The following is a 17,879-nucleotide window of genomic DNA, read 5'->3' as shown; positions in this document are numbered from 1 at the left end:
GAGCGGCGGCCAACCGGACATGAACAGCTAGCTTGGATGACCGAGGAACTCGAAAACACCGCCATTCAGAAGGGTATGAGCCCCTGGCGCTTCTCCGTGGCGCCGATGATGGACTGGACGGACAGGCATTGCCGGGTCATCCATCGCCTGATGTCGCGCCATGCGCTGCTCTACACCGAGATGGTGACCGCGCAGGCCGTGATCCGCGGCGACCGGCAGCGGCTGATCGGCTTCGATGATATCGAGCATCCGGTCGCGCTCCAGCTGGGCGGCAATGATCCGAAGCTGCTGACGGAAGCCGCGAAGATCGGCGCCGATTTCGGCTATGACGAGATCAACCTGAACTGCGGCTGCCCTTCGGACCGCGTGCAGGGCGGGGCCTTCGGCGCCTGCCTGATGCGCGAGCCGGCGCTCGTTGGCGATTGCGTCGCGGCGATGAAGGCGGCCGTCTCCATTCCCGTCACGGTGAAATGCCGCATCGGCGTCGACGATCAGGACCCGGAAGCCGCGCTCGATGCGTTGACCGCTTCCGTGCGTGCTGCCGGCGTTGATGCGCTGATCGTCCACGCCCGCAAGGCCTGGCTGCAGGGACTTTCGCCGAAGGAAAACCGCGAGATCCCGCCGCTCGACTATGATCGCGCCTATCGCCTGAAGGCGGTCAACCCCGACCTGCCGGTGGCGATCAACGGCGGCATCAAGGCTCCCGCCGAGTGGCTGGCGCATCTGGAGAATCTCGACGGCGTCATGCTTGGCCGCGAGGCCTATCAGAACCCGGAGATTCTGCTGCAGGTCGACCAGCTGCTCTTCGGATCCGAGGCGCCGGTGCCGGACGCTTTCGCCATGCTGGAGGCGTTGGAGCCCCATATTGCCGCCCATCTGGAGCGGGGCGGGCGGCTGCATGCCTTCACCCGCCATCTCGTCGGGCTGTTCCCCGGCCGTCCGGGCGCGCGGCCCTTCCGCCGCCATCTCGCTGAGCGTTGCGTCGGCGCCGAGGCGACGCTCGACGATCTGCGCGCGGCGGCGGGGCATCTCTCGCGCCACGAAGCTGCGGCCGCGGCGGCCTGACGCCGGCGCGCCCGCGCCTTTGCGATTCAACCACAGCCGCGGCCCCGAGCGTGCTAGATTAAGGAGCCGGCCAATGGACGGCCTCCCAGCCGCCCGGAGCGCATGTCCAGGCCGGCCAGCCTTTGCCAAAGCGTTCCCATCAGAACAGGGCGGCCTTGGGAGGACGCGATGTCGACCTACGTCATTCTCGCCAACTGGACCGATCAGGGCGCCCGCAACATCACGGCGTCGCCGACACGGCTCGATGCCGCTCGGGACCTGCTCAAGAGCATGGGCGGCGACTTCAAACTCTTCTTCATGACCATGGGCAAGTACGACATGGTCATCGTCTGCGAGGCGCCAGATGATGCAGTGGCCGCCCGCTTCAACCTGCAGCTCGCCATGCAGGGCAATATCCGGACGCAAACCCTGAAGGCCTTCCCCGAGGCGGCGTACCGCGAGGTGATCCGCTCTGTGAGCTGACGTCTCGGCTTACGATCCGCGCAACAATCTGTGCGCAACGATCAAGCACGTCTCGCGCCATAGGGCCGCTGCGGTGGCCTGATGGCGCGGATGTCAGCTTGCGGCATGCTCCGTCTGTCGCCTACTCGTGATCGTCCTTCTTTTCGAGGGCGAGAATCGAGCGCCTTCCCTGCAGCGAGCCGAGCCGTGACGAAGACTGAGATCAAGCTGGTGAATGTGTTCACGCATCAGGGGCAAGGCGGCAATCCCTGTCCGATCGTCATCGATGCGGCGGGGCTGCAGGATTCCCAGATGCAGGAGATTGCCGCGCGCTACGGGCATGAATCCGGTTTCGTGCGGCTGCCCTCCGGCCCCGATGCCGATTTCACCTTCCGCTTCTGGGTTCCGCGCCATGAGATGGAGATGTGCGGCCACGCCACCATCGGCGCCCTGTGGTGCCTGGCGACGGCCGGTCGGCTCAATGCGGAGCAGATGCGCATCGAGACACGCAGCGGCCCGGTGACGGGCTATGTCGATCGGCGCTCTTCGCCGAATCCGGCGGTCGAGATCAGCCAACCCGTCGGAAAGGTCGTCAGCCTCACCCGGTCGCAGGAGGAAGACGTGCTCGACACGCTCCGGATCTCGCGCAAGGACCTGCTCGACCTGCCGATCCAGAATGCCGTCACCTCCCGCGTCAAGACGCTTATTCCGATGAAGAGCGTGGAGAACCTTCAGGCGCTCGTGACCGATATGGTTCGCACGGAGCAGTGCTGCGAGCGCATCGCATCGACGGGGCTTTACCCCTATGCCGTGGCGAGCCAGGCCGAGCGCCGCTTCGAAGCGCGGCAATTCCCGAAATCTTCCGGCTATCCGGAAGATGCTGCGACGGGGATCGCCGCGGCGGCGCTCGCGTTCGGGTTGCTCGAGAACGATCTCGTCGCACGCGACAGTGGCCGGATAACCGTGCTGCAGGGCAGGGCGATGAACGCCCTGTCCGAGATCCGGGTCAGGGTCGGCTTCGCCGACGGGCGGCCCGTCGGCTGCCTGCTGGGCGGAGAGGTCATGCTGTCGCCCGATGAGGCGCACTGAAGCGTTCTACGGGGCTGATCCCGCGGTCTCAGGGCCGCTGGCGCCTTTGTGACGTCAGCCCCGCCTTGCCGCCTCGATGGCTGCGACGTCGATTTTCGACATCGTCATCATGGCGGCAAAGGCGCGCTTGGCTTCCTCGCCGCCGACGGCAAGCGCCTCGGTCAGCACGCGCGGCGTGATCTGCCAGGAGATGCCCCACTTGTCCTTGCACCAGCCGCACTCGCTCGCCTGCCCGCCATTACCGACGATGGCGTTCCAGTAGCGGTCCGTCTCCTCCTGGTCGTCTGTGGCGATCTGGAAGGAGAAGGCCTCGCTGTGCTTGAACATCGGCCCGCCATTGAGCCCGAGGCAGGGGATGCCGAGGACGGTGAAGGTGACCGTCAGCACGTTGCCGGCCTTGCCGGAGGGGAAGTCGGTCGGCGCGCGAAAGACCTCGCCGAATGTGCTGTCCGGAAAAGTCTCGGCGTAGAAGCGCGCCGCAGCCTCTGCGTCCGTGTCGTACCAGAGGCAGATCGTGTTCTTCGGCGTAGCCATCGCGTTTCCTTCCCTTTCTGAAACGTCATCTGTCGGCCCCTCGGGCACGAAATGCACCGGCAGCCCCGGCGTTCCGCCTCGGCCTTTCAGGGCGTCGCGTCCCTCCACGCGACAGGACTTGACGGCTTGCATAGCCTGCCCCTACACTTAACTCAATGGTTAAGTTTCAAGACGCTCAGCTCGACCGCACCTTCTCCGCCTTGGCCGACCCTACGCGCCGGGCGTTGCTGGCGCGGCTGGAGCAGGAGGATGGGCTTTCCGTCAGCGAGCTGGCGAAGCCGTTCCCGGTCTCGCTGCCGGCGATCATGAAGCATCTGGACGTGCTGTCCGATGCCGGGCTGGTGACGCGGACGAAACAGGGGCGGACCGTGTCCTGCCGGCTGAACGCCGAGCCGATGGAGGCAGCGATGGGTTGGCTGCAGCACTATCAGCGGTTCTGGACGGCGCGGCTCGACGCTCTGGAGGCGCTGCTGGAGGCGCGGCGCAGGGAGAAGGACTGATGGACCAGCCGGTGACGCCGAGCTTGACCATCAAGCGCCGGCTGAACGCCTCGCCCGCCGAGGTCTACGAAGCCTGGACCGACCCGGAGCTGCTGCTGCGCTGGTTCGGCCCGGAGAATGTCGTGGCGCAGGAAGCGCAGGTCGATCCGCGCGTCGACGGCGCCTATCGCGTGGTCATGCTGGAGGACAATGGCGAGCGCCACGAGGTTTCGGGGCGCTATCTGGAGGTGGTCGAGAACGAGAAGCTGGTCTTCAGCTGGTCATGGATCACGACGCCGGAGCGCGTCTCGCGCGTCACGGTCACCTTCAAGCCGGATGGCGGCGGCACAATCCTGACGCTTCTGCACGAGAAGCTGTTCGATGATCAGGCGGTGCGCGGCCACACGCATGGCTGGACCGGCACCATGGCCAAGCTCGAGGCCTATTTCGCCCGGGCCGGATAGAGCGCGGCAAAGCCCGCGCGATCGCAGGACCGCCGGCACGGCGCCGGCGGCAGCACAGGAGAGGAGCCTATGGAACACAGGATCGTATCCCGTGAAGAATGGCTTGCGGCCCGAAAGGCCCATCTTGCCAACGAGAAGGAGTTCACCCGCCGGCGCGACGCGCTCTCGGCCGAGCGGCGCGCTCTGCCCTGGGTCAGGGTCGGGAAGGACTATGCCTTCGAAGGGCCGGATGGGCGGCTCTCGCTCGCCGATCTCTTCGGCGGCAACAGCCAGCTCGTCGTCTATCATTTCATGTTCGGGCCGGACTGGAAGGAAGGCTGCCCCGGCTGCTCGTTCCTGGCCGACCATTTCGATGGCGCGAACCTGCACCTGAAGCACCATGACGTCAGCCTCGTCGCGGTCTCACGGGCTCCCTATGCGGAGTTCCAGGCCTTCCGGCGGCGCATGGGTTGGGATTTTCCGTGGGTCTCTTCGGCTGGCAGCGACTTCAACCACGATTTTCATGTCTCGCCGAGCCCGGCCGAGAAGGAGGCCGGCCGCTACGAGTACAATTACGAGATGCATGACGGGGAAGGCGGCGAGATGCCGGGCTTCAGCGTCTTCTATCGCAACGATGCGGGCGAAATCTTCCACACCTACTCGACCTATGGCCGCGGCGGCGACCTGCTGATCGGTGCCTACAACTTCCTCGACATGATGCCGAAGGGCCGCAACGAAGACGGCATCATGGACTGGATGCGCCATCACGACCGTTACGAGGACAAGCCACAGGCCGGCGCCATGCCGGTGGCGGCGGTCGCCTCCTGCTGCGGCTGACGAACCCGTCCGGGCCCAGAGCGTTGTCCGGACGAGATGCCTTTAACCCACCGAAAACGGCGGCGGGCGTGAGCCTTCCGCCAGCAAGGGAGATTGATGCAATGTCCTACGTCGATGGTTTCGTCGTGGCCGTCCCGGCCGCGAACAAGGATGCCTATCGCCAGCAGGCGGAGAAGGCCTGGGATCTCTTCAAGGAGTTTGGCGCCACCCGCATGGTCGAGGCTTGGGGCGACGACGTGCCGGACGGAAAGGTCACCGACTTCAAGGGAGCGGTGAAGGCGCAGCCCCACGAGGTCGTCGTCTTCTCCTGGATCGAATATCCGGATCGAGCCACCCGAGACAGCGTCGGCCAGAAGATGATGTCCGATCCGCGCATGAAGGAGATGGGCGAGATGCCCTTCGACGGTAAGCGCATGATCTATGGCGGCTTCGCGAATATCGTCGACGAAGGCCGGGGCGGGGACATGGGTTATGTCGACGGCATGCTGGCGGCCGTCCCCGACGACCGCAAGGCCGAGTATCAGGCCTTTTCCGCCGAGCACGCCGCGCTGTTCAAGGAACATGGCGCCACGCGTGTCGTCGATGCCTGGGGCGACGATGTGCCGGACGGCAAGGTGACCGACTTCAAGGGGGCGGTGAAGGCGCAGGCCGGCGAGACCGTCGCCTTCTCCTGGGTCGAATGGCCCTCGAAGACCGCGCGCGACGAGGGCTGGGGCAAGCTGATGCAGGACCCGCGCATGAGCGGAAAGCCGATGCCTTTCGACGGCAAGCGCATGATCTATGGCGGCTTCGCGCCGATCGTCGACGCCTGAGGCATCGGGCGTCATTGCGAGCATAAGCCTAGCAATCCAGGGAGACTTAGAGTTCTGCCGCCCCTGGATTGCTTAGTCGCTTCGCTCCTCGCAATGACGGTGCGGTTGCTTCTCAGCCCGGCCCGGCGCCCTGTGTGGCAAGGTAGAGCGCGTAGATCGACTGGCTCGCGGCCATGAACAGCCGGTTCCGCTTCGGTCCGCCGAAGCAGATATTGCCGCAGACCTCGGGAAGCCTGATCCGGCCGATCACCTTGCCGGCGGGGTTGAATACGTTGACCCCGCTATAGCCGACGTTCCGGCCGGCATTGCTCGACGCCCAGAGGTTGCCCTCGACATCGCAGCGAAGCCCGTCCGGTCCGCAATTGATGCCGTCGATCATGCAGTCCGAGAACACCTTGCCGTTGGAGAGCTTGTTGTCGGCGCCGACGTCGAAGACATGGATGTCGCCCTTGCCGCCGGGGCCTGTGTCGCCCGGCCCCTTGCCGGTCGAGGCGACGTAGAGCTTCTTGAAATCCGGCGAGAAACACAGCCCGTTCGGATCGGGCACCTGCTCCTCGCGGATCACGAGGTCAAGCCGCCCGCTCGGGTCGAGCCGGTAGACATTGGTCGGCAGCTCGCGCTTGGCGAGGCCGATGCCGGGCGGCTGGCCGAGGCGCGGATTGATCTTGCCATTGGCGTTGCTCGGCCCGCCGGGCGCATCGGGCGCGCCCTCGTAGAGCTGCCCGCCATAGGGCGGATCGGTGAACCAGTAGCTGCCGTCCTGGTGCGCGACGATGTCGTTCGGCGAGTTGAGCTTCTTGCCCTCGAAGCTGTCGGCCAGCACCGTCGCCGAGCCGTCGAGCTCATAGCGCACGACGCGCCGGTTGAGATGCTCGCAGGAGAGCTGCCGGCCCTGGAAGTCGAAGCTGTTGCCGTTGCTGTAGCCGGACGGAGCGCGGAACACGCTGACATGGCCGTCATCCTCGATCCAGCGCATCTGCCGGTTGCGCGGGATGTCGCTCCAGACGAGATAGCGCCCCTGCGCATTCCAGGCCGGTCCTTCGAGCCAGAGCCCGCCGGTCCAGAGCCGCTGGATCGCGGCATTGGGCTGAGCGAGATTGTTGAAGGAGGGATCGACGGCAATGACGTCCGGGTCCCAGAAATAGGTGGTGGGCGCGCTGCCGCGGCTGAAATCGCGCGGAGGCGTGGTGATGGTGCTGGGCGGTGCCATCGCCCGGCTGGCCTGGGTCTGCGCCAGAGCGGGGGCCGCAGCGGCAGCGAAGGCGCCGACGCCTGCCGCCTGGATCAGACGGCGGCGCGAGAGAAGCGGCGGGGGTGGAACGGTTTCATCATGCGTCGAACGGTTGCCCTCTGACATCGTGTCCTCCTTGGCGTTTTTTGCTGGTTGAAACGATACGGACTTGCACAAAGCTGGGCGTTCCTGGGCTCGATCCTCCTTTCAGGCGATGGGACATCGGCGCGGCGAGGGGGCCGCAGCCGTGGCGATCCTGCGCAATGCGCAAGGCGCAAAGGTGGCGGTGGCGGAGGGCATGCGGGGATTTCTCGCAAGTCCGTCATGCGGGCGGGGCATCTTGCCCGCGCCCCCCAAATGGCCGACAGAACGCGCTGACCTTACCAGGATTGTTTTTCCCATGATTGCAGGCATTCCTCTCGGCGATCTCGCCTTCCTGGCGGTTTCCCTCGTGCTGGCGGGGGCGATCACGGGCCTGCTCGCCGGCGTCTTCGGCGTCGGCGGCGGCGCGGTGGTGGTGCCGGTGCTCTACGAGGTCTTCCGGGTCATCGGCGTGCCGGATGAGGTCAGGATGCCGCTCGCAGTCGGCACTTCGCTGGCGGTCATTATCCCGACCTCGATCCGCTCCTTCAACGCGCACCGCGCCAAGGGCCTCGTCGATCTTTCGATCCTGAAGGTATGGGCCGTGCCGGTCGTGCTCGGCGTCATCGTCGGCAGCTATATCGCCCGCTACGCCCCGGCCGACCTGTTCAAGATCATCTTCGTCATCGTCGCCCTGATTTCGGCGATCCGCCTGCTCTTCGCCGCCGACCGCTGGAAGTTCGGCGAGGAAATGCCGGGCAAGCCGCTGATGATCACCTATGGCGGCGTCATCGGCGTGCTCTCGGCGCTGATGGGCATCGGCGGCGGCCAGCTCTCCAGCCTGTTCATGACCTTCTACGGCCGTCCGATCCACCAGGCGGTTGCGACGTCCTCGGGCCTCGGCGTCATCATCTCGATCCCCGGCGCGCTCGGCTTCATCTATGCCGGCTGGCCGAAGATGGACATCCTGCCGCCGCTCTCGCTCGGCTATGTCTCGCTGATCGGCATGATCCTGTTCATCCCGACCTCGATCTGGACGGCGCCGATCGGCGCGAGCCTCGCGCACAAGCTCTCGAAGCGCCGCCTCGAGGTCGCCTTCGGCATCTTCCTGCTCTTCGTCGCCGGCCGCTTCATCTGGTCGCTGATTTCCTGAAGATCGCGGGGCCGGAATCGTGAACGAAACCGCGATCCGTCTGCTTCAGCCCGCCGACCATCCGGCGCTTGCGGCGCTGATGGTCGAGATGCAGGGCCATTACGAGGTTCCGTGCCCGCCGCCCGCCGAGATCCTGGCGGGGCTTGCGGCCCTGCCGGCCGGCATCGACATTCTCGTGGCAGCGAAGGGCGACGCGATCCTCGGCTTCGCCTCGGCCTGCAATCTCTATCCCGGGCCGGGGTTGCGGTCGGGCTTCTTCCTCAAGGAGCTCTATGTCGCCGACACGGCGCGCGGTGCGGGCCTCGGCCGCGCGCTGATGCAGGCGCTGGCGGAGCTCGCGATCGAACGCGGCCACAGGCGCATCGACTGGACGGCCGATGTCGATGACGGCCCGCTACTGCGGTTCTACGAGAGCCTCGGCGCGGTTTCGCAAACCAAGAAGCTGTTCTACCGGCTGACTGGCCAAGCCTTGCTCGACTTGGCAGGACCGGGGGAGTAGCCGTTCGACGGCTTCGGTAGCCGATCCGGCAGCGCGGCGATGATCGCCAGCCGTTCCACCTCCGTGAACCGACCCCACTGCGCGATCTCAGCAAGCGTCCGCCCGCAGCCCTCGCAGAGCTTGCTCGCTGGGTCGATGACGCAAACCTTGATGCAGGGCGTCGAGATAGCGGTCATCGCCCTGCCCATCCCAGAGCCAGTGCAATACCGAGATAGATCGCGATCTCGGCGAGCTGCTGCGCCGCGCCCAACATGTCCCCGGTCTGCCCGCCGATCAGCCGGCGCGCCAGCCTTGCGAGCCCGAGCGCCGCGCCATGAGCCAGTGCGAGGCCGATCAGCAACCCCACGACGGGCAGCTGCGCCGCCAGCGCCGAGGCCAGCGCCAGGACGAGGCTCAGCCCCAACGCGATCCGCGCCGTCGTCACCGTAGGCCGCCCGACGGAGGCCGCAGCCCCGCTGCTGCGGGCCGGCGCCTGCGTGGCGAGAAGGTGGAGCGCCTCGGCGCGCGACCAGGGCGCAACCGCCAGCACAGCAGCCGCAGCAGCCCAGGCGCCCGAACGGTCGAGGATCATGGCGAGCAGGCTCGCCCGCAACAGCAGCGACAGGCCGAGCGCCAGCGCGCCGTACGAGCCGATCCGACTGTCCTTCATGATCTCCAGCCGCCGCTCGACCGTATGCCCACCGAACAGCCCGTCCGCCGTGTCGGCGAGCCCGTCCTCGTGGAATGCACCGGTGGTCATGGCCAACGCGGTCAGCGCCAGCGCGGCGACGACGAGCCCGCTCAAGCCGGCGAGCCCCGCCCCCAGCGTCACCAACGCGGCCGGCAGGGCGATGATCAGCGCCGAGAAGGGCAGGGCGCGCGGCACGGTCCTGAAATCGGGGGCGGCATGGCTCACGGTCTCGCCCGGCAGGGCTGGGACCGGCAGGCGGGACCAGAAGCGCAGGCAGATCGCGGTTGCGATCGCCCAGCCCGGCCAGTCCGGCTGGGCGGGTGGCAGGGTCTCCGTGCTGGTTTCGGTGTCGGCCATGCGTCCCGGCTCGATTGTCTTCGCGCGCCCAAGCCTATAGCAGCACCGCAGACCTCGCCGCCACGCCGGCACGCATCTTTACGGATTAGCCATGGCCGCCTCCGGATTGCCCTTCGACGACATTCGCGAACTCATCGCCGCGATGCCAGGCCCCGACATGGCGGCGGCGAACGCCGTCCGCGCCCGTGAAGCCAACCTCACCAAGCCTGCCGGCAGCCTCGGTCGCATGGAGGAGATCGCCGAATGGCTCGCCGCCTGGCAGGGCAAGGCGCCGCCCGCGGTGAACCGGCCGCTCGTCTGCGTCTTCGCTGGCAACCATGGGGTCGTGGCGCAGGGCGTCTCGGCCTATCCGCAGGCGGTGACGCGCCAGATGCTGGAGAATTTCGCCGCCGGCGGCGCCGCGATCAACCAGATCTGCGCGGCCTATGATCTCGGCTTCAAGGTCTTCGACCTCGCGCTCGACCTTCCGACTGGCGATTTCACGCAACAGGATGCGCTCGACGAGCGCGCCTGCGTCGCCACCATGGCCTTCGGCATGGAGGCCCTGGTCGGCGGCGCGGACCTGCTCTGCCTTGGCGAGATGGGCATCGGCAACACCACCTCGGCGGCGGCGATCTATGCCGCGCTCTATGGCGGGGACGCGGCTCATTGGTGCGGGCGCGGCACCGGCGTCGACGACGAGGGCCTGAAGCGCAAGGTTGCGGCTGTCGAAGCCGGCATCGCGCTGCACCGCGCCCATCTCAAGGACCCGCTGGAGGTCCTGCGCCGCCTCGGCGGTCGCGAGGTCGCGGCGATCTGCGGCGCGATCATCGCCGCGCGCTCGCAGCGCATCCCGGTGATCCTCGACGGCTATGTCGTCACCGCCGCCGCCGCGATCCTGCACGCCATCGAGCCTTCGGCCATCGACCACTGCCTCGCCGGCCATCTCTCGGTCGAGGGCGCCCATGCCGATGTGCTGGCGCGGCTCGGCAAGATCCCGCTGCTGGCGCTCGACATGAGGTTGGGCGAAGGCACGGGGGCTGCGCTCGCGGCCGGCCTCGTCAAGGCTGCCGCCGCTGTCCACTCCGGCATGGCGACCTTCGAGCAGGCGCAGGTGGCGCGGAAGGGCTGACGCCCTCTGTCATTCCGGGGCTTCGCGTAGCGAAGAACCCGGAACCCACGACCGGGTGAGATCTTCAAGACGCATGATCGCAAGCTCTAACCCAGTCGTGGGTTCCGGGTTCGCGCCTGCGGCGCGCCCCGGAATGTCGAAGGTGGGTGAGCGCACCTATCCCGCGTAATCCGTCTTCAGCCCCGCCCGCTCGGCGTGGCGCTCCTGTGCCAGCCCGATCAGGCGGGTCAGCAGCTCCGGATAGGGCAGGCCGGAGGCCTCCATCATCTTCGGATACATGCTGATCGCGGTGAAGCCCGGCAGCGTGTTGATCTCGTTGAAGAAGAACGCGCCGCTCTTGCGGTCCAGGAAGAAGTCGACCCGCGCCAGCCCGCTGCATTCGAGCGCGACGAAGGCGTCGATGGCGAGCTGCCGCACGCGCTCCATCTGCGCGGCGTCGAGCTTCGCCGGCAGGTCGACCGTCGCGCCGTCCTGGTCGATGTACTTCGCCTCGTAGGAGTAGAATTCATGCTGCGGGCCGGCATTGAGTTCGCTCGCCACGCTGGCCGTCGGCGGATCGCCGTCGAGCACCGCAATCTCGATCTCGCGGGCGTCGATGCCCTGCTCGATCAGCACCTTGGTGTCGTAGAGGAAGGCGTCGGTCAGCGCCTCATTCAGCGCCTCCCAGCTCTTGACCTTATGGACACCGACGCTGGAGCCCATGTTGCAGGGCTTCACGAAGACCGGAAGCGTGAGTTTTTCACGCGTGGTCTTCGCCCAGCCCTCCGGATCGCGGCGCCAGTCGCGCCGCGACAGCGCGAGATAGGGCGCGACCGGCAGGCCGGCGAGAGCGGCGAGCTTCTTGGCGATGTCCTTGTGCATGCCGACGGCCGAGGCCAGCACGCCCGAACCGACATAGGCGGCTCCGGCGAGCTCCAGCAGCCCCTGCATCGCGCCGTCTTCGCAGAGCGGGCCGTGGATCACCGGAAAGACCACGTCCACAGGCGCAATCGCCGGCCCGGTGCTGTCGGCAGGCAGGATCGCGGTGAGGCCATCGCCCTGCGCCTCGAGCCGGATCGCCGGCGAGTCGGCTGGGATCGGCAGGCTCTCGGTGTTCGCCCCCTCGATGCGCCGCAGGTCATGGCACTGCCACCGGCCCTGCTTGTCGATGCTGACCGGCACGGGCTCGAAGCGCTCGCGGTCGAGATAGCGCAGCACGGAGGCAGCCGATTTCAGCGAAACCTCGTGCTCGCCCGATTTTCCACCATAGAGCACGGCGACGCGCGTTTTCCGGTTCATGATCCGATGGTCCGATGGGTGGGCGGCAGACTCGCCTTCGAGAAAAGGCGCTCTCCGGTGTCAGGGATGGTTGAGGCAGGATTCGGGCGGCGGCGCGCGATCATGCCGCGCGGGTCTTCGGCTCGGGCAGGGCGGCCAGCGCATCCATGACCCGTTCGGCCGGCAGGGTGATCGTCACCTCCGTCCCCGCGCGCGGCCTGGACTTCAGCTGGAAGCCGCCGCCATGCAGGTCGATCAGGCCCTTGACGATCGGCAGGCCCAGCCCCGAGCCCTGCTCGGCGGTCTTGATGGCGAGCGAGCCGCGCCCGAAGCTCTGCATCACGATCGGAATCTCGTTTTCCGGGATGCCGGGGCCGGTATCGGTGATCGAGACATACTGGCCGCCGGCCTTCGTCCAGCCCACCTTGATGGTGATCTCGCCGCCTTGCGGGGTGAATTTGATCGCGTTCGAGAGCACGTTGAGCACCACCTGCCGGATGGCACGCTCATCGGCCCAGACGCGCGGCAGGTCGAGCTCGGCCAGTGCCTTGACGCTCTGCCCCTTGGCCTTGGCGCGAAGAGCCAGCATGTGCTGGCAGTCGTCGACGATGCCGGCGAGCGACAGCGCCTCCTCGTTCAGCTCGTATTTGCCGGCCTCGATGCGCGACAGGTCGAGGATCTCGTTGATGAGGTTCAGCAGGTGCTGGCCCGAGCCATGGATGTCGCCCGAATATTCCTTGTACGCCGCATTGGCATGGGCGCCGAAGATCTCGTTCTTCATCACCTCGGAGAAGCCAAGGATGGCGTTGAGCGGCGTCCGCAGCTCATGGCTCATCGTGGCGAGGAAGCGGGATTTGGCGAGGTTGGCTTCCTCCGCCTTGCGCCGTGCCTCGTCCGAATTGGCGTTGGCGGTCTCCAGCTCGGCGATCAGCGCGTCCTTCTCGGCCCGGAAGCCGATCGAGGCGACGGAGCTGGCATAGAGCCGGTTCGCCAGGAAGATGAAGAAGAGCTGGGCCGAAGCCGCCATCAGCGCCATGGTGACGCTGTCCATGTCGCGGCGGTCCCAGAAGAAGGCCATGATGCCGAGGATGATCGGCGTCAGCCCCGCGTAGACCGCGATCGGGATCGTGGCCGAGAGCATGACGGTGAGCGCGCTGACGATCAGGAGCGCCGTGGTCGCGAAGACCTTGGCGCCCGGCGCGTCGACAGGGGCGAAGAGCAGCAGCAACAGCGCCCAGGACAGGCCGTGAAGGCCCTCGCCGATGGCGAAGAGCCGGCGCCAGCGCTTCAGCCGGACCTCGTTCGGAGCTTTGGAAAGATAACGGCGCGACAGAGCGACGATCAGCAGCGTGCTGGCGAGCACCGCGCCGCTCCACAGTGCGACGCGCCCGCTCGGCAGCCAGAGGCAGGCGGCGGAGGCAATGCCGATGACGAGCACCAGCGTGCCGACCGCACCCGACAGGCGATATTGCGCGAAGACGCGCAGCAGCTCGTTGTCGAAGGCCCGTTCGAGCCCCGTCGAGGAGGTCAGCCGCTCGCGCACGGACTTCACCTCCCGCGAGACGTGCTTGCGGCGCGCCAGCGAGGACGGGTCGGGTCCGCGCCCGCGCTGCACCTGTTCGGCCGTTACATCCGGCATGGTCGGGAGCGTGTATCCTAGAGGTCTCGGTCGGCCGCACGCATGCGCGGTCGGCCTGCCATCATGGACACCAAATCGTTAAGCTCTTCCTGATGGCACGCTTTGGATTCGGCTCGTCCGGTTCGGGACCTTTCGGCTGGCGCCGCGTCGGGCGCTCGGTCGACTTCGTCGTGGCCCTCGGGATTCTCGGCTTTCTCGCGCTGGCTGGGGCCATCTTGCAGCACCGCCTCGGCCCGGCCCGGGAACTCACCGGCGCGGCCCAGGCGATCGACGGCGATTCGCTACGGCTCCTCGGCGAGGAGTTGCGGCTCGAAGGCATCGACGCGCCGGAATACCGCCAGAGCTGCACGGCCGCCGGCGGACGCCCCGTCGCCTGCGGGCAGTCCGCCCGCCGCGCGCTGCAGGCCATGCTGGCGCGTGGCATGACCACTTGCGAAATCGGCAAGGCGGACCGTTATGGCCGGGGTCTGGCACGCTGCCGGCAGGGCGAAACCGATATCAACGCCACGCTGGTCAGCGAGGGGCATGCGGTTTCCTACGGCGCCTATCGGGCGCAGGAGGACGCGGCGCGCGCGGCGGGGCGCGGCCTCTGGGCGCTGGAGTTCCAGCGGCCGGAGGCGTGGCGGCGCGCCCATCAGCGCTGAGGTTGCGCCTTGTTGCCATCTTCGCGTCAAGAAACGCCTGCATCCGGTCGCGATGCGGTTGACCTGCCGGCTCGGGCCGTGATCCGGTGCGGCCGGATAAGCAAGGGGGTCCGATGAAGCTCTACGATGGCGGCCGCGCGCCCAATCCGCGGCGGGTCCGCATCTTCTTCGCCGAGAAGGGGGTGCCGCTGCCGGAGCTCGTGCCGGTCGACATGGCCAGCAAGGAGCACAAGACGGCAGACTTCACGAAGCTCAACCCTGCGCAGCGCCTGCCCGTGCTCGAACTCGACGACGGCACGGCGCTGGCCGAGACCATCGCGATCTGCCGTTACGTGGAGGCGCTGCATCCGCAACCTTCGCTGTTCGGCAGCGATGCGAAGCAGGGCGCCATGATCGAGATGTGGAACCGCCGCATCGAGCTTGGCCTCTTTTCGAGCGTCTCGGCCGTGTTCCGCCACAGCCACCCCGCGATGGCGGAGTTGGAGGACCAGGTTCCCGAATGGGCGGAGGCCAATCGCGAGCAGCTCGACGACCATCTCTGGCTGCTGGAGCTGCAACTCGCCGGCAACGAGTTTGTCTGCGGCCCGGCGCTGACGGTGGCCGATATCACCGCCGGCATCGCCATCGATTTCATGAAGCCGGCCAAGCTGCCGCTGCCTGAGGATTTCGTACAGATTCGCCGCTGGCACGCCGCGCTTTCGGCCCGGCCGAGCTGGAAGGCCTGATGCGCGCCGCCTTTCTTTGTCTGCTGGTCCTGCTGAGCCAGCCCGTGCTCGCCGTCGAGCGCTTGAGCGGCGAGGCGATCGAGCGCGCCTTCAGGGGCAATACCGTCTCGGGCCGCTACACCAATGGCGGCTTCTTCACCGAGTATCACGATCCCGACGGGCGGGCGCTCGGCCATAATGGCTGGCAGCCCAACACCGACGCGTGCTGGATCACCAAGCCGGACAGCATCTGCTACTACTATGGCCCTCAGACCGACCGCACGGTGCACTGCTTCAGCGTCGAGACGAGCGGCGAGCTCTATGTGCTGCGCAATCTCGGCAGCGGGCTCGTCAACGCGCTGGCCAAGGTCGAGCCCGGCAACGGGCGCAACCATACCGATAACGGCACGCCCTGGTATTGCGACGGGCTGATCTCGCGCGCGCCCACGCCGCCGATGAGCCGCCGGTTCGCACAGCGCTGATGCGGCCGGCGCAGCCCTCATGACAGGCGGAGAGCCGCTCGAAACGGTGCTGGCGGAGCTTCGCGCCTGCCGGATTTGCCGCGATGCGCCGCTCTATTTGCCGCCGCTGCCGCATCAGCCGCGCCCCGTGATCCAGGCGGCGGCGACGGCGCGGCTGTGCATCGCAGGTCAGGCGCCGGGCACGCGCGTCCATGCCAGCGGACGGCCTTTCACCGATCCCTCCGGCGTGCGCCTGCGCGGCTGGCTCGGCATCGACGAGACCATCTTCTATGACGAGAGCAAGGTCGCCATCGTGCCGATGGGCCATTGCTTTCCGGGGCTCGACGCCAAAGGCGGCGACAAGCCGCCGCGCCGGGAATGCGCGCCGACCTGGCGCGCGCGCGTCTTTGAAGCGCTGCCGCGGATCGAGCTTGTGCTTGCGATTGGGCGCTACGCCCAGAGCTGGCATCTTGGCGCCGAGAATGCGGCGAGCCTCTCCGGTACGATGGCGAACTGGCGCGAAATCCTGGCCCGGCCGGTGCGCCCGCGCGTCCTGCCGATGCCGCACCCCTCCTGGCGCAACAATGCCTGGCTCAGGCGCAATCCGTGGTTCGAGGCGGAGCTGGTGCCGGTGCTGCGGGCCGAGGTCGCCCGGCTGCTGGCTTGAGCTCAGTAGCGGAACGGACGCGAATCCAGCCCGCGATCCATTGTACCTTGCACGCTCAGCACCGAGCGGACGGGGCCGAGCGCCGTCTGCCCCCGGCTTTCCATGTAGACCATTCCGTCGGCGCGGCTGCCATAGCCGTTGCGGGAGCTCTTTCCGAACTCGGCCCGGACCGCCCCACCCATGCGCACGCAGAAGGACGAGCCTTCCATCTTGACGAAACCGGCGCCGTATTCGGGGCAGGGGCGGGTGCCCTTCACCGTCGCGGGGTTGGGCTTGCTGTAGGCCTCGCGCGGCGCGGCGCGGCCGGGGAGGGCCTCGCCGATCGACTGCGCGTCGGCCGCGGTGGCGAGTCCGGTCAGGAGGAAGGCGAGGGCGATGTGGCGCATGCTGCGTTGCCTCGTGGGCTTGGCCTTGAGCAATACCGGATAGTCATGCAGCAAGGCGGCGATATGGCAACTGCCGCCGGTTCATCATGGCCGCCCGGCGCATGAAAAACCCCGGCTTTCGCCGGGGTCAGTATTCCCTCGCGCTCAGGCTCCGTTGGTTCAGAGCGTATTCGAAACGCGCGAGCGGATCAGGAAGTTGTCGAAGGTGTATTCGGCGATCTGGAACCAGAGGTATTCGTCGCCGCGGAAGGCCGCCATCGAATCGTAGATCTTCTTGAAATCAGGATTCTTGGCGCAGGTCTCGGCATAGACCTCCTTCGAGGCCTTCAGGCAGGCATCGAGGATTTCAGGGGAGAAGGGCCGAAGCTGCGCGCCGGCGCCGACAAGCCGCTTCAGCGCACCCGGATTGCGGGCGTCGTACTTCGCCTGCATGTCGATATTCGCCTGTGCCGCCGCCGTGGTCAGCAGCGACTTGTAGACCTTCGGCAGCTCTTCCCACTTGGCCGTGTTGATGAAGAAGTGCAGCGCGGCGCCGCCTTCCCACCAGCCCGGATAGTAGTAGAACGGCGCGACCTTGTTGAAGCCGAGCTTTTCGTCATCCGCCGGGCCGACCCATTCCGCCGCGTCGATGGTGCCCTTCTCGAGCGCCGGATAGATGTCGCCGCCGCCGATCTGCTGCGGCACCACGCCGAGCTTGCTCATGACCTGCCCGGCGAAGCCGCCGATGCGCATCTTGATGCCTTTAAGGTCGTCGACGGTCTTGATCTCCTTGCGGAACCAGCCGCCCATCTGGCAGCCGGTGTTGCCGCCCGGCAGGGAGTAGATGTTCGACTTCTTGTAGAATTCGTTCAGCAGCTCGTTGCCGCCGCCATGGTAGAACCAGGCGTTCTGCTGGCGCGAATTCAGGCCGAACGGCACTGCGGTCCCGAAGGCGAAGGTCGGGTCCTTGCCGACATAGTAGTAGGATGCGGTGTGGCACATCTCGACGGTGCCGTTGGTCACCGCGTCTGCGGCCTGCAGGGCCGGCACGATCTCACCCGCGGCGAAGACCTGAATCTGGAACTTGCCGTCAGTCGCTTCGGAGACGGCCTTGGCCAGCACCTCGGAGGCGCCGTAGATCGTGTCCAGCGACTTCGGGAAGGACGATGTGACGCGCCACTTCACCTCAGGCATCGACTGCGCGATCGCGGGGCTTGCGATCGCCCCCGCCGCTGCACCGGCCCCCGCTACCTTCAGAAAACGACGACGCTCCATCTCGGTGTGCCCTCCCTCAAAGGCATTTCGCGTGCCGGTTTTTCCCGGTCATCGCTGACTTCGAC

The 17,879-nt window shown here is 67.1% G+C and carries 22 protein-coding genes; 14 read left to right on the top strand and 8 right to left on the bottom strand.

All coding sequences use genetic code 11. From position 1 onward, the window contains the following. Positions 1–75 precede the first annotated feature (75 nt). From dusA to BoBH3_RS21655, 3 genes are all read left to right on the top strand, one after another. The gene (gene dusA, locus BoBH3_RS21665; protein ID WP_262333072.1) at positions 76–1,065 is read left to right on the top strand and encodes a tRNA dihydrouridine(20/20a) synthase DusA; all 990 of its coding nucleotides are present in this window, start codon (positions 76–78) and stop codon (positions 1,063–1,065) included. Positions 1,066–1,233: 168 nt separating this feature from the next. Next, the gene (locus BoBH3_RS21660) at positions 1,234–1,527 is read left to right on the top strand and encodes a GYD domain-containing protein (RefSeq protein ID WP_262332933.1); all 294 of its coding nucleotides are present in this window, start codon (positions 1,234–1,236) and stop codon (positions 1,525–1,527) included. Between the two features lie 186 nt (positions 1,528–1,713). Then, a complete protein-coding gene (locus tag BoBH3_RS21655; RefSeq protein WP_262332932.1) occupies positions 1,714–2,595 on the top strand; it encodes a PhzF family phenazine biosynthesis protein in 882 nt (293 codons plus the stop codon). Positions 2,596–2,649: 54 nt separating this feature from the next. On the opposite strand, the gene BoBH3_RS21650 is transcribed toward BoBH3_RS21655, so the two are convergent. Further along, positions 2,650–3,129: a VOC family protein gene (locus BoBH3_RS21650; protein ID WP_262332931.1), complete on the bottom strand. Its 480-nt coding sequence runs from the start codon at positions 3,127–3,129 to the stop codon at positions 2,650–2,652. A 155-nt stretch (positions 3,130–3,284) separates the two neighbouring features. On the opposite strand from BoBH3_RS21650, the gene BoBH3_RS21645 reads away from it, so the two are divergent. The 4 genes from BoBH3_RS21645 (at position 3,285) to BoBH3_RS21630 (ending at position 5,700) form a co-directional block, all read left to right on the top strand. Then, positions 3,285–3,629 carry an ArsR/SmtB family transcription factor gene (locus tag BoBH3_RS21645; RefSeq protein WP_262332930.1) on the top strand — a complete coding sequence of 115 codons (345 nt, stop codon included), beginning with the start codon at positions 3,285–3,287 and terminating at the stop codon, positions 3,627–3,629. Further along, positions 3,629–4,072 carry an SRPBCC family protein gene (locus BoBH3_RS21640; RefSeq protein WP_262332929.1) on the top strand — a complete coding sequence of 148 codons (444 nt, stop codon included), beginning with the start codon at positions 3,629–3,631 and terminating at the stop codon, positions 4,070–4,072. Before BoBH3_RS21645 ends, BoBH3_RS21640 begins: the two co-directional genes overlap by 1 nt. A gap of 69 nt (positions 4,073–4,141) precedes the next feature. After that, complete coding sequence (locus BoBH3_RS21635) at positions 4,142–4,888, top strand: DUF899 domain-containing protein (RefSeq protein ID WP_262332928.1); 747 nt, start codon at positions 4,142–4,144, stop codon at positions 4,886–4,888. A gap of 101 nt (positions 4,889–4,989) precedes the next feature. Then, complete coding sequence (locus BoBH3_RS21630; RefSeq protein WP_262332927.1) at positions 4,990–5,700, top strand: DUF1428 domain-containing protein; 711 nt, start codon at positions 4,990–4,992, stop codon at positions 5,698–5,700. A 112-nt stretch (positions 5,701–5,812) separates the two neighbouring features. Here the strand turns inward: BoBH3_RS21630 and BoBH3_RS21625 are convergent, their stop codons facing one another. Then, on the bottom strand, positions 5,813–7,057 hold the full coding sequence (locus BoBH3_RS21625) for an SMP-30/gluconolactonase/LRE family protein (RefSeq protein ID WP_262332926.1): 1,245 nt from the start codon (positions 7,055–7,057) through the stop codon (positions 5,813–5,815). Between the two features lie 274 nt (positions 7,058–7,331). Between BoBH3_RS21625 and BoBH3_RS21620 the strand changes: the two genes are divergently transcribed. After that, a complete protein-coding gene (locus BoBH3_RS21620) occupies positions 7,332–8,165 on the top strand; it encodes a sulfite exporter TauE/SafE family protein (protein ID WP_262332925.1) in 834 nt (277 codons plus the stop codon). Positions 8,166–8,184: 19 nt separating this feature from the next. Next, positions 8,185–8,664, top strand: coding sequence for a GNAT family N-acetyltransferase (locus BoBH3_RS21615; RefSeq protein ID WP_262332924.1), 480 nt, complete (start codon positions 8,185–8,187; stop codon positions 8,662–8,664). On the opposite strand, the gene BoBH3_RS21610 is transcribed toward BoBH3_RS21615, so the two are convergent. Next, a complete protein-coding gene (locus tag BoBH3_RS21610) occupies positions 8,613–8,840 on the bottom strand; it encodes a DUF1289 domain-containing protein (protein ID WP_262332923.1) in 228 nt (75 codons plus the stop codon). The genes BoBH3_RS21615 and BoBH3_RS21610 overlap by 52 nt on opposite strands. Beyond that, positions 8,837–9,691, bottom strand: a complete 855-nt coding sequence (locus BoBH3_RS21605; protein ID WP_262332922.1) for an adenosylcobinamide-GDP ribazoletransferase — start codon at positions 9,689–9,691, stop codon at positions 8,837–8,839. Before BoBH3_RS21605 ends, BoBH3_RS21610 begins: the two co-directional genes overlap by 4 nt. A 91-nt stretch (positions 9,692–9,782) precedes the next feature. On the opposite strand from BoBH3_RS21605, the gene cobT reads away from it, so the two are divergent. Continuing rightward, positions 9,783–10,802, top strand: coding sequence for a nicotinate-nucleotide--dimethylbenzimidazole phosphoribosyltransferase (gene cobT / locus BoBH3_RS21600; RefSeq protein ID WP_262332921.1), 1,020 nt, complete (start codon positions 9,783–9,785; stop codon positions 10,800–10,802). Between the two features lie 156 nt (positions 10,803–10,958). Here the strand turns inward: cobT and BoBH3_RS21595 are convergent, their stop codons facing one another. Both BoBH3_RS21595 and BoBH3_RS21590 read right to left on the bottom strand, forming a co-directional pair. Next, positions 10,959–12,080, bottom strand: coding sequence for a D-alanine--D-alanine ligase family protein (locus BoBH3_RS21595; protein WP_262332920.1), 1,122 nt, complete (start codon positions 12,078–12,080; stop codon positions 10,959–10,961). 100 nt (positions 12,081–12,180) lie between these two features. Then, positions 12,181–13,698: a sensor histidine kinase gene (locus BoBH3_RS21590; protein ID WP_262332919.1), complete on the bottom strand. Its 1,518-nt coding sequence runs from the start codon at positions 13,696–13,698 to the stop codon at positions 12,181–12,183. 92 nt (positions 13,699–13,790) lie between these two features. Here BoBH3_RS21590 and BoBH3_RS21585 point away from each other — a divergent pair, with 92 nt between their 5' ends. The 4 genes from BoBH3_RS21585 (at position 13,791) to BoBH3_RS21570 (ending at position 16,174) form a co-directional block, all read left to right on the top strand. Then, positions 13,791–14,342, top strand: a complete 552-nt coding sequence (locus BoBH3_RS21585) for a thermonuclease family protein (protein ID WP_262332918.1) — start codon at positions 13,791–13,793, stop codon at positions 14,340–14,342. A 113-nt stretch (positions 14,343–14,455) separates the two neighbouring features. Next, positions 14,456–15,067 carry a glutathione S-transferase family protein gene (locus BoBH3_RS21580; protein ID WP_262332917.1) on the top strand — a complete coding sequence of 204 codons (612 nt, stop codon included), beginning with the start codon at positions 14,456–14,458 and terminating at the stop codon, positions 15,065–15,067. Next, on the top strand, positions 15,067–15,528 hold the full coding sequence (locus BoBH3_RS21575) for a hypothetical protein (RefSeq protein ID WP_262332916.1): 462 nt from the start codon (positions 15,067–15,069) through the stop codon (positions 15,526–15,528). The genes BoBH3_RS21580 and BoBH3_RS21575 overlap by 1 nt, the downstream gene beginning before the upstream one ends. 19 nt (positions 15,529–15,547) lie before the next feature. Then, on the top strand, positions 15,548–16,174 hold the full coding sequence (locus BoBH3_RS21570) for a uracil-DNA glycosylase family protein (protein WP_262332915.1): 627 nt from the start codon (positions 15,548–15,550) through the stop codon (positions 16,172–16,174). 2 nt (positions 16,175–16,176) lie between these two features. On the opposite strand, the gene BoBH3_RS21565 is transcribed toward BoBH3_RS21570, so the two are convergent. Beyond that, the gene (locus BoBH3_RS21565) at positions 16,177–16,560 is read right to left on the bottom strand and encodes a porin (protein ID WP_262332914.1); all 384 of its coding nucleotides are present in this window, start codon (positions 16,558–16,560) and stop codon (positions 16,177–16,179) included. Between the two features lie 159 nt (positions 16,561–16,719). Next, positions 16,720–17,814: a TRAP transporter substrate-binding protein gene (locus tag BoBH3_RS21560; protein ID WP_262332913.1), complete on the bottom strand. Its 1,095-nt coding sequence runs from the start codon at positions 17,812–17,814 to the stop codon at positions 16,720–16,722. Positions 17,815–17,879 lie beyond the last annotated feature (65 nt).

Origin of the sequence: Allobosea sp. BH3 (assembly GCF_025499465.1) — a bacterium.
Lineage (GTDB): Bacteria > Pseudomonadota > Alphaproteobacteria > Rhizobiales > Beijerinckiaceae > Allobosea.
The sequence above is the reverse complement of the archived record's forward strand: the minus strand, read 5'-3'. Positions and strand labels throughout refer to the sequence as shown.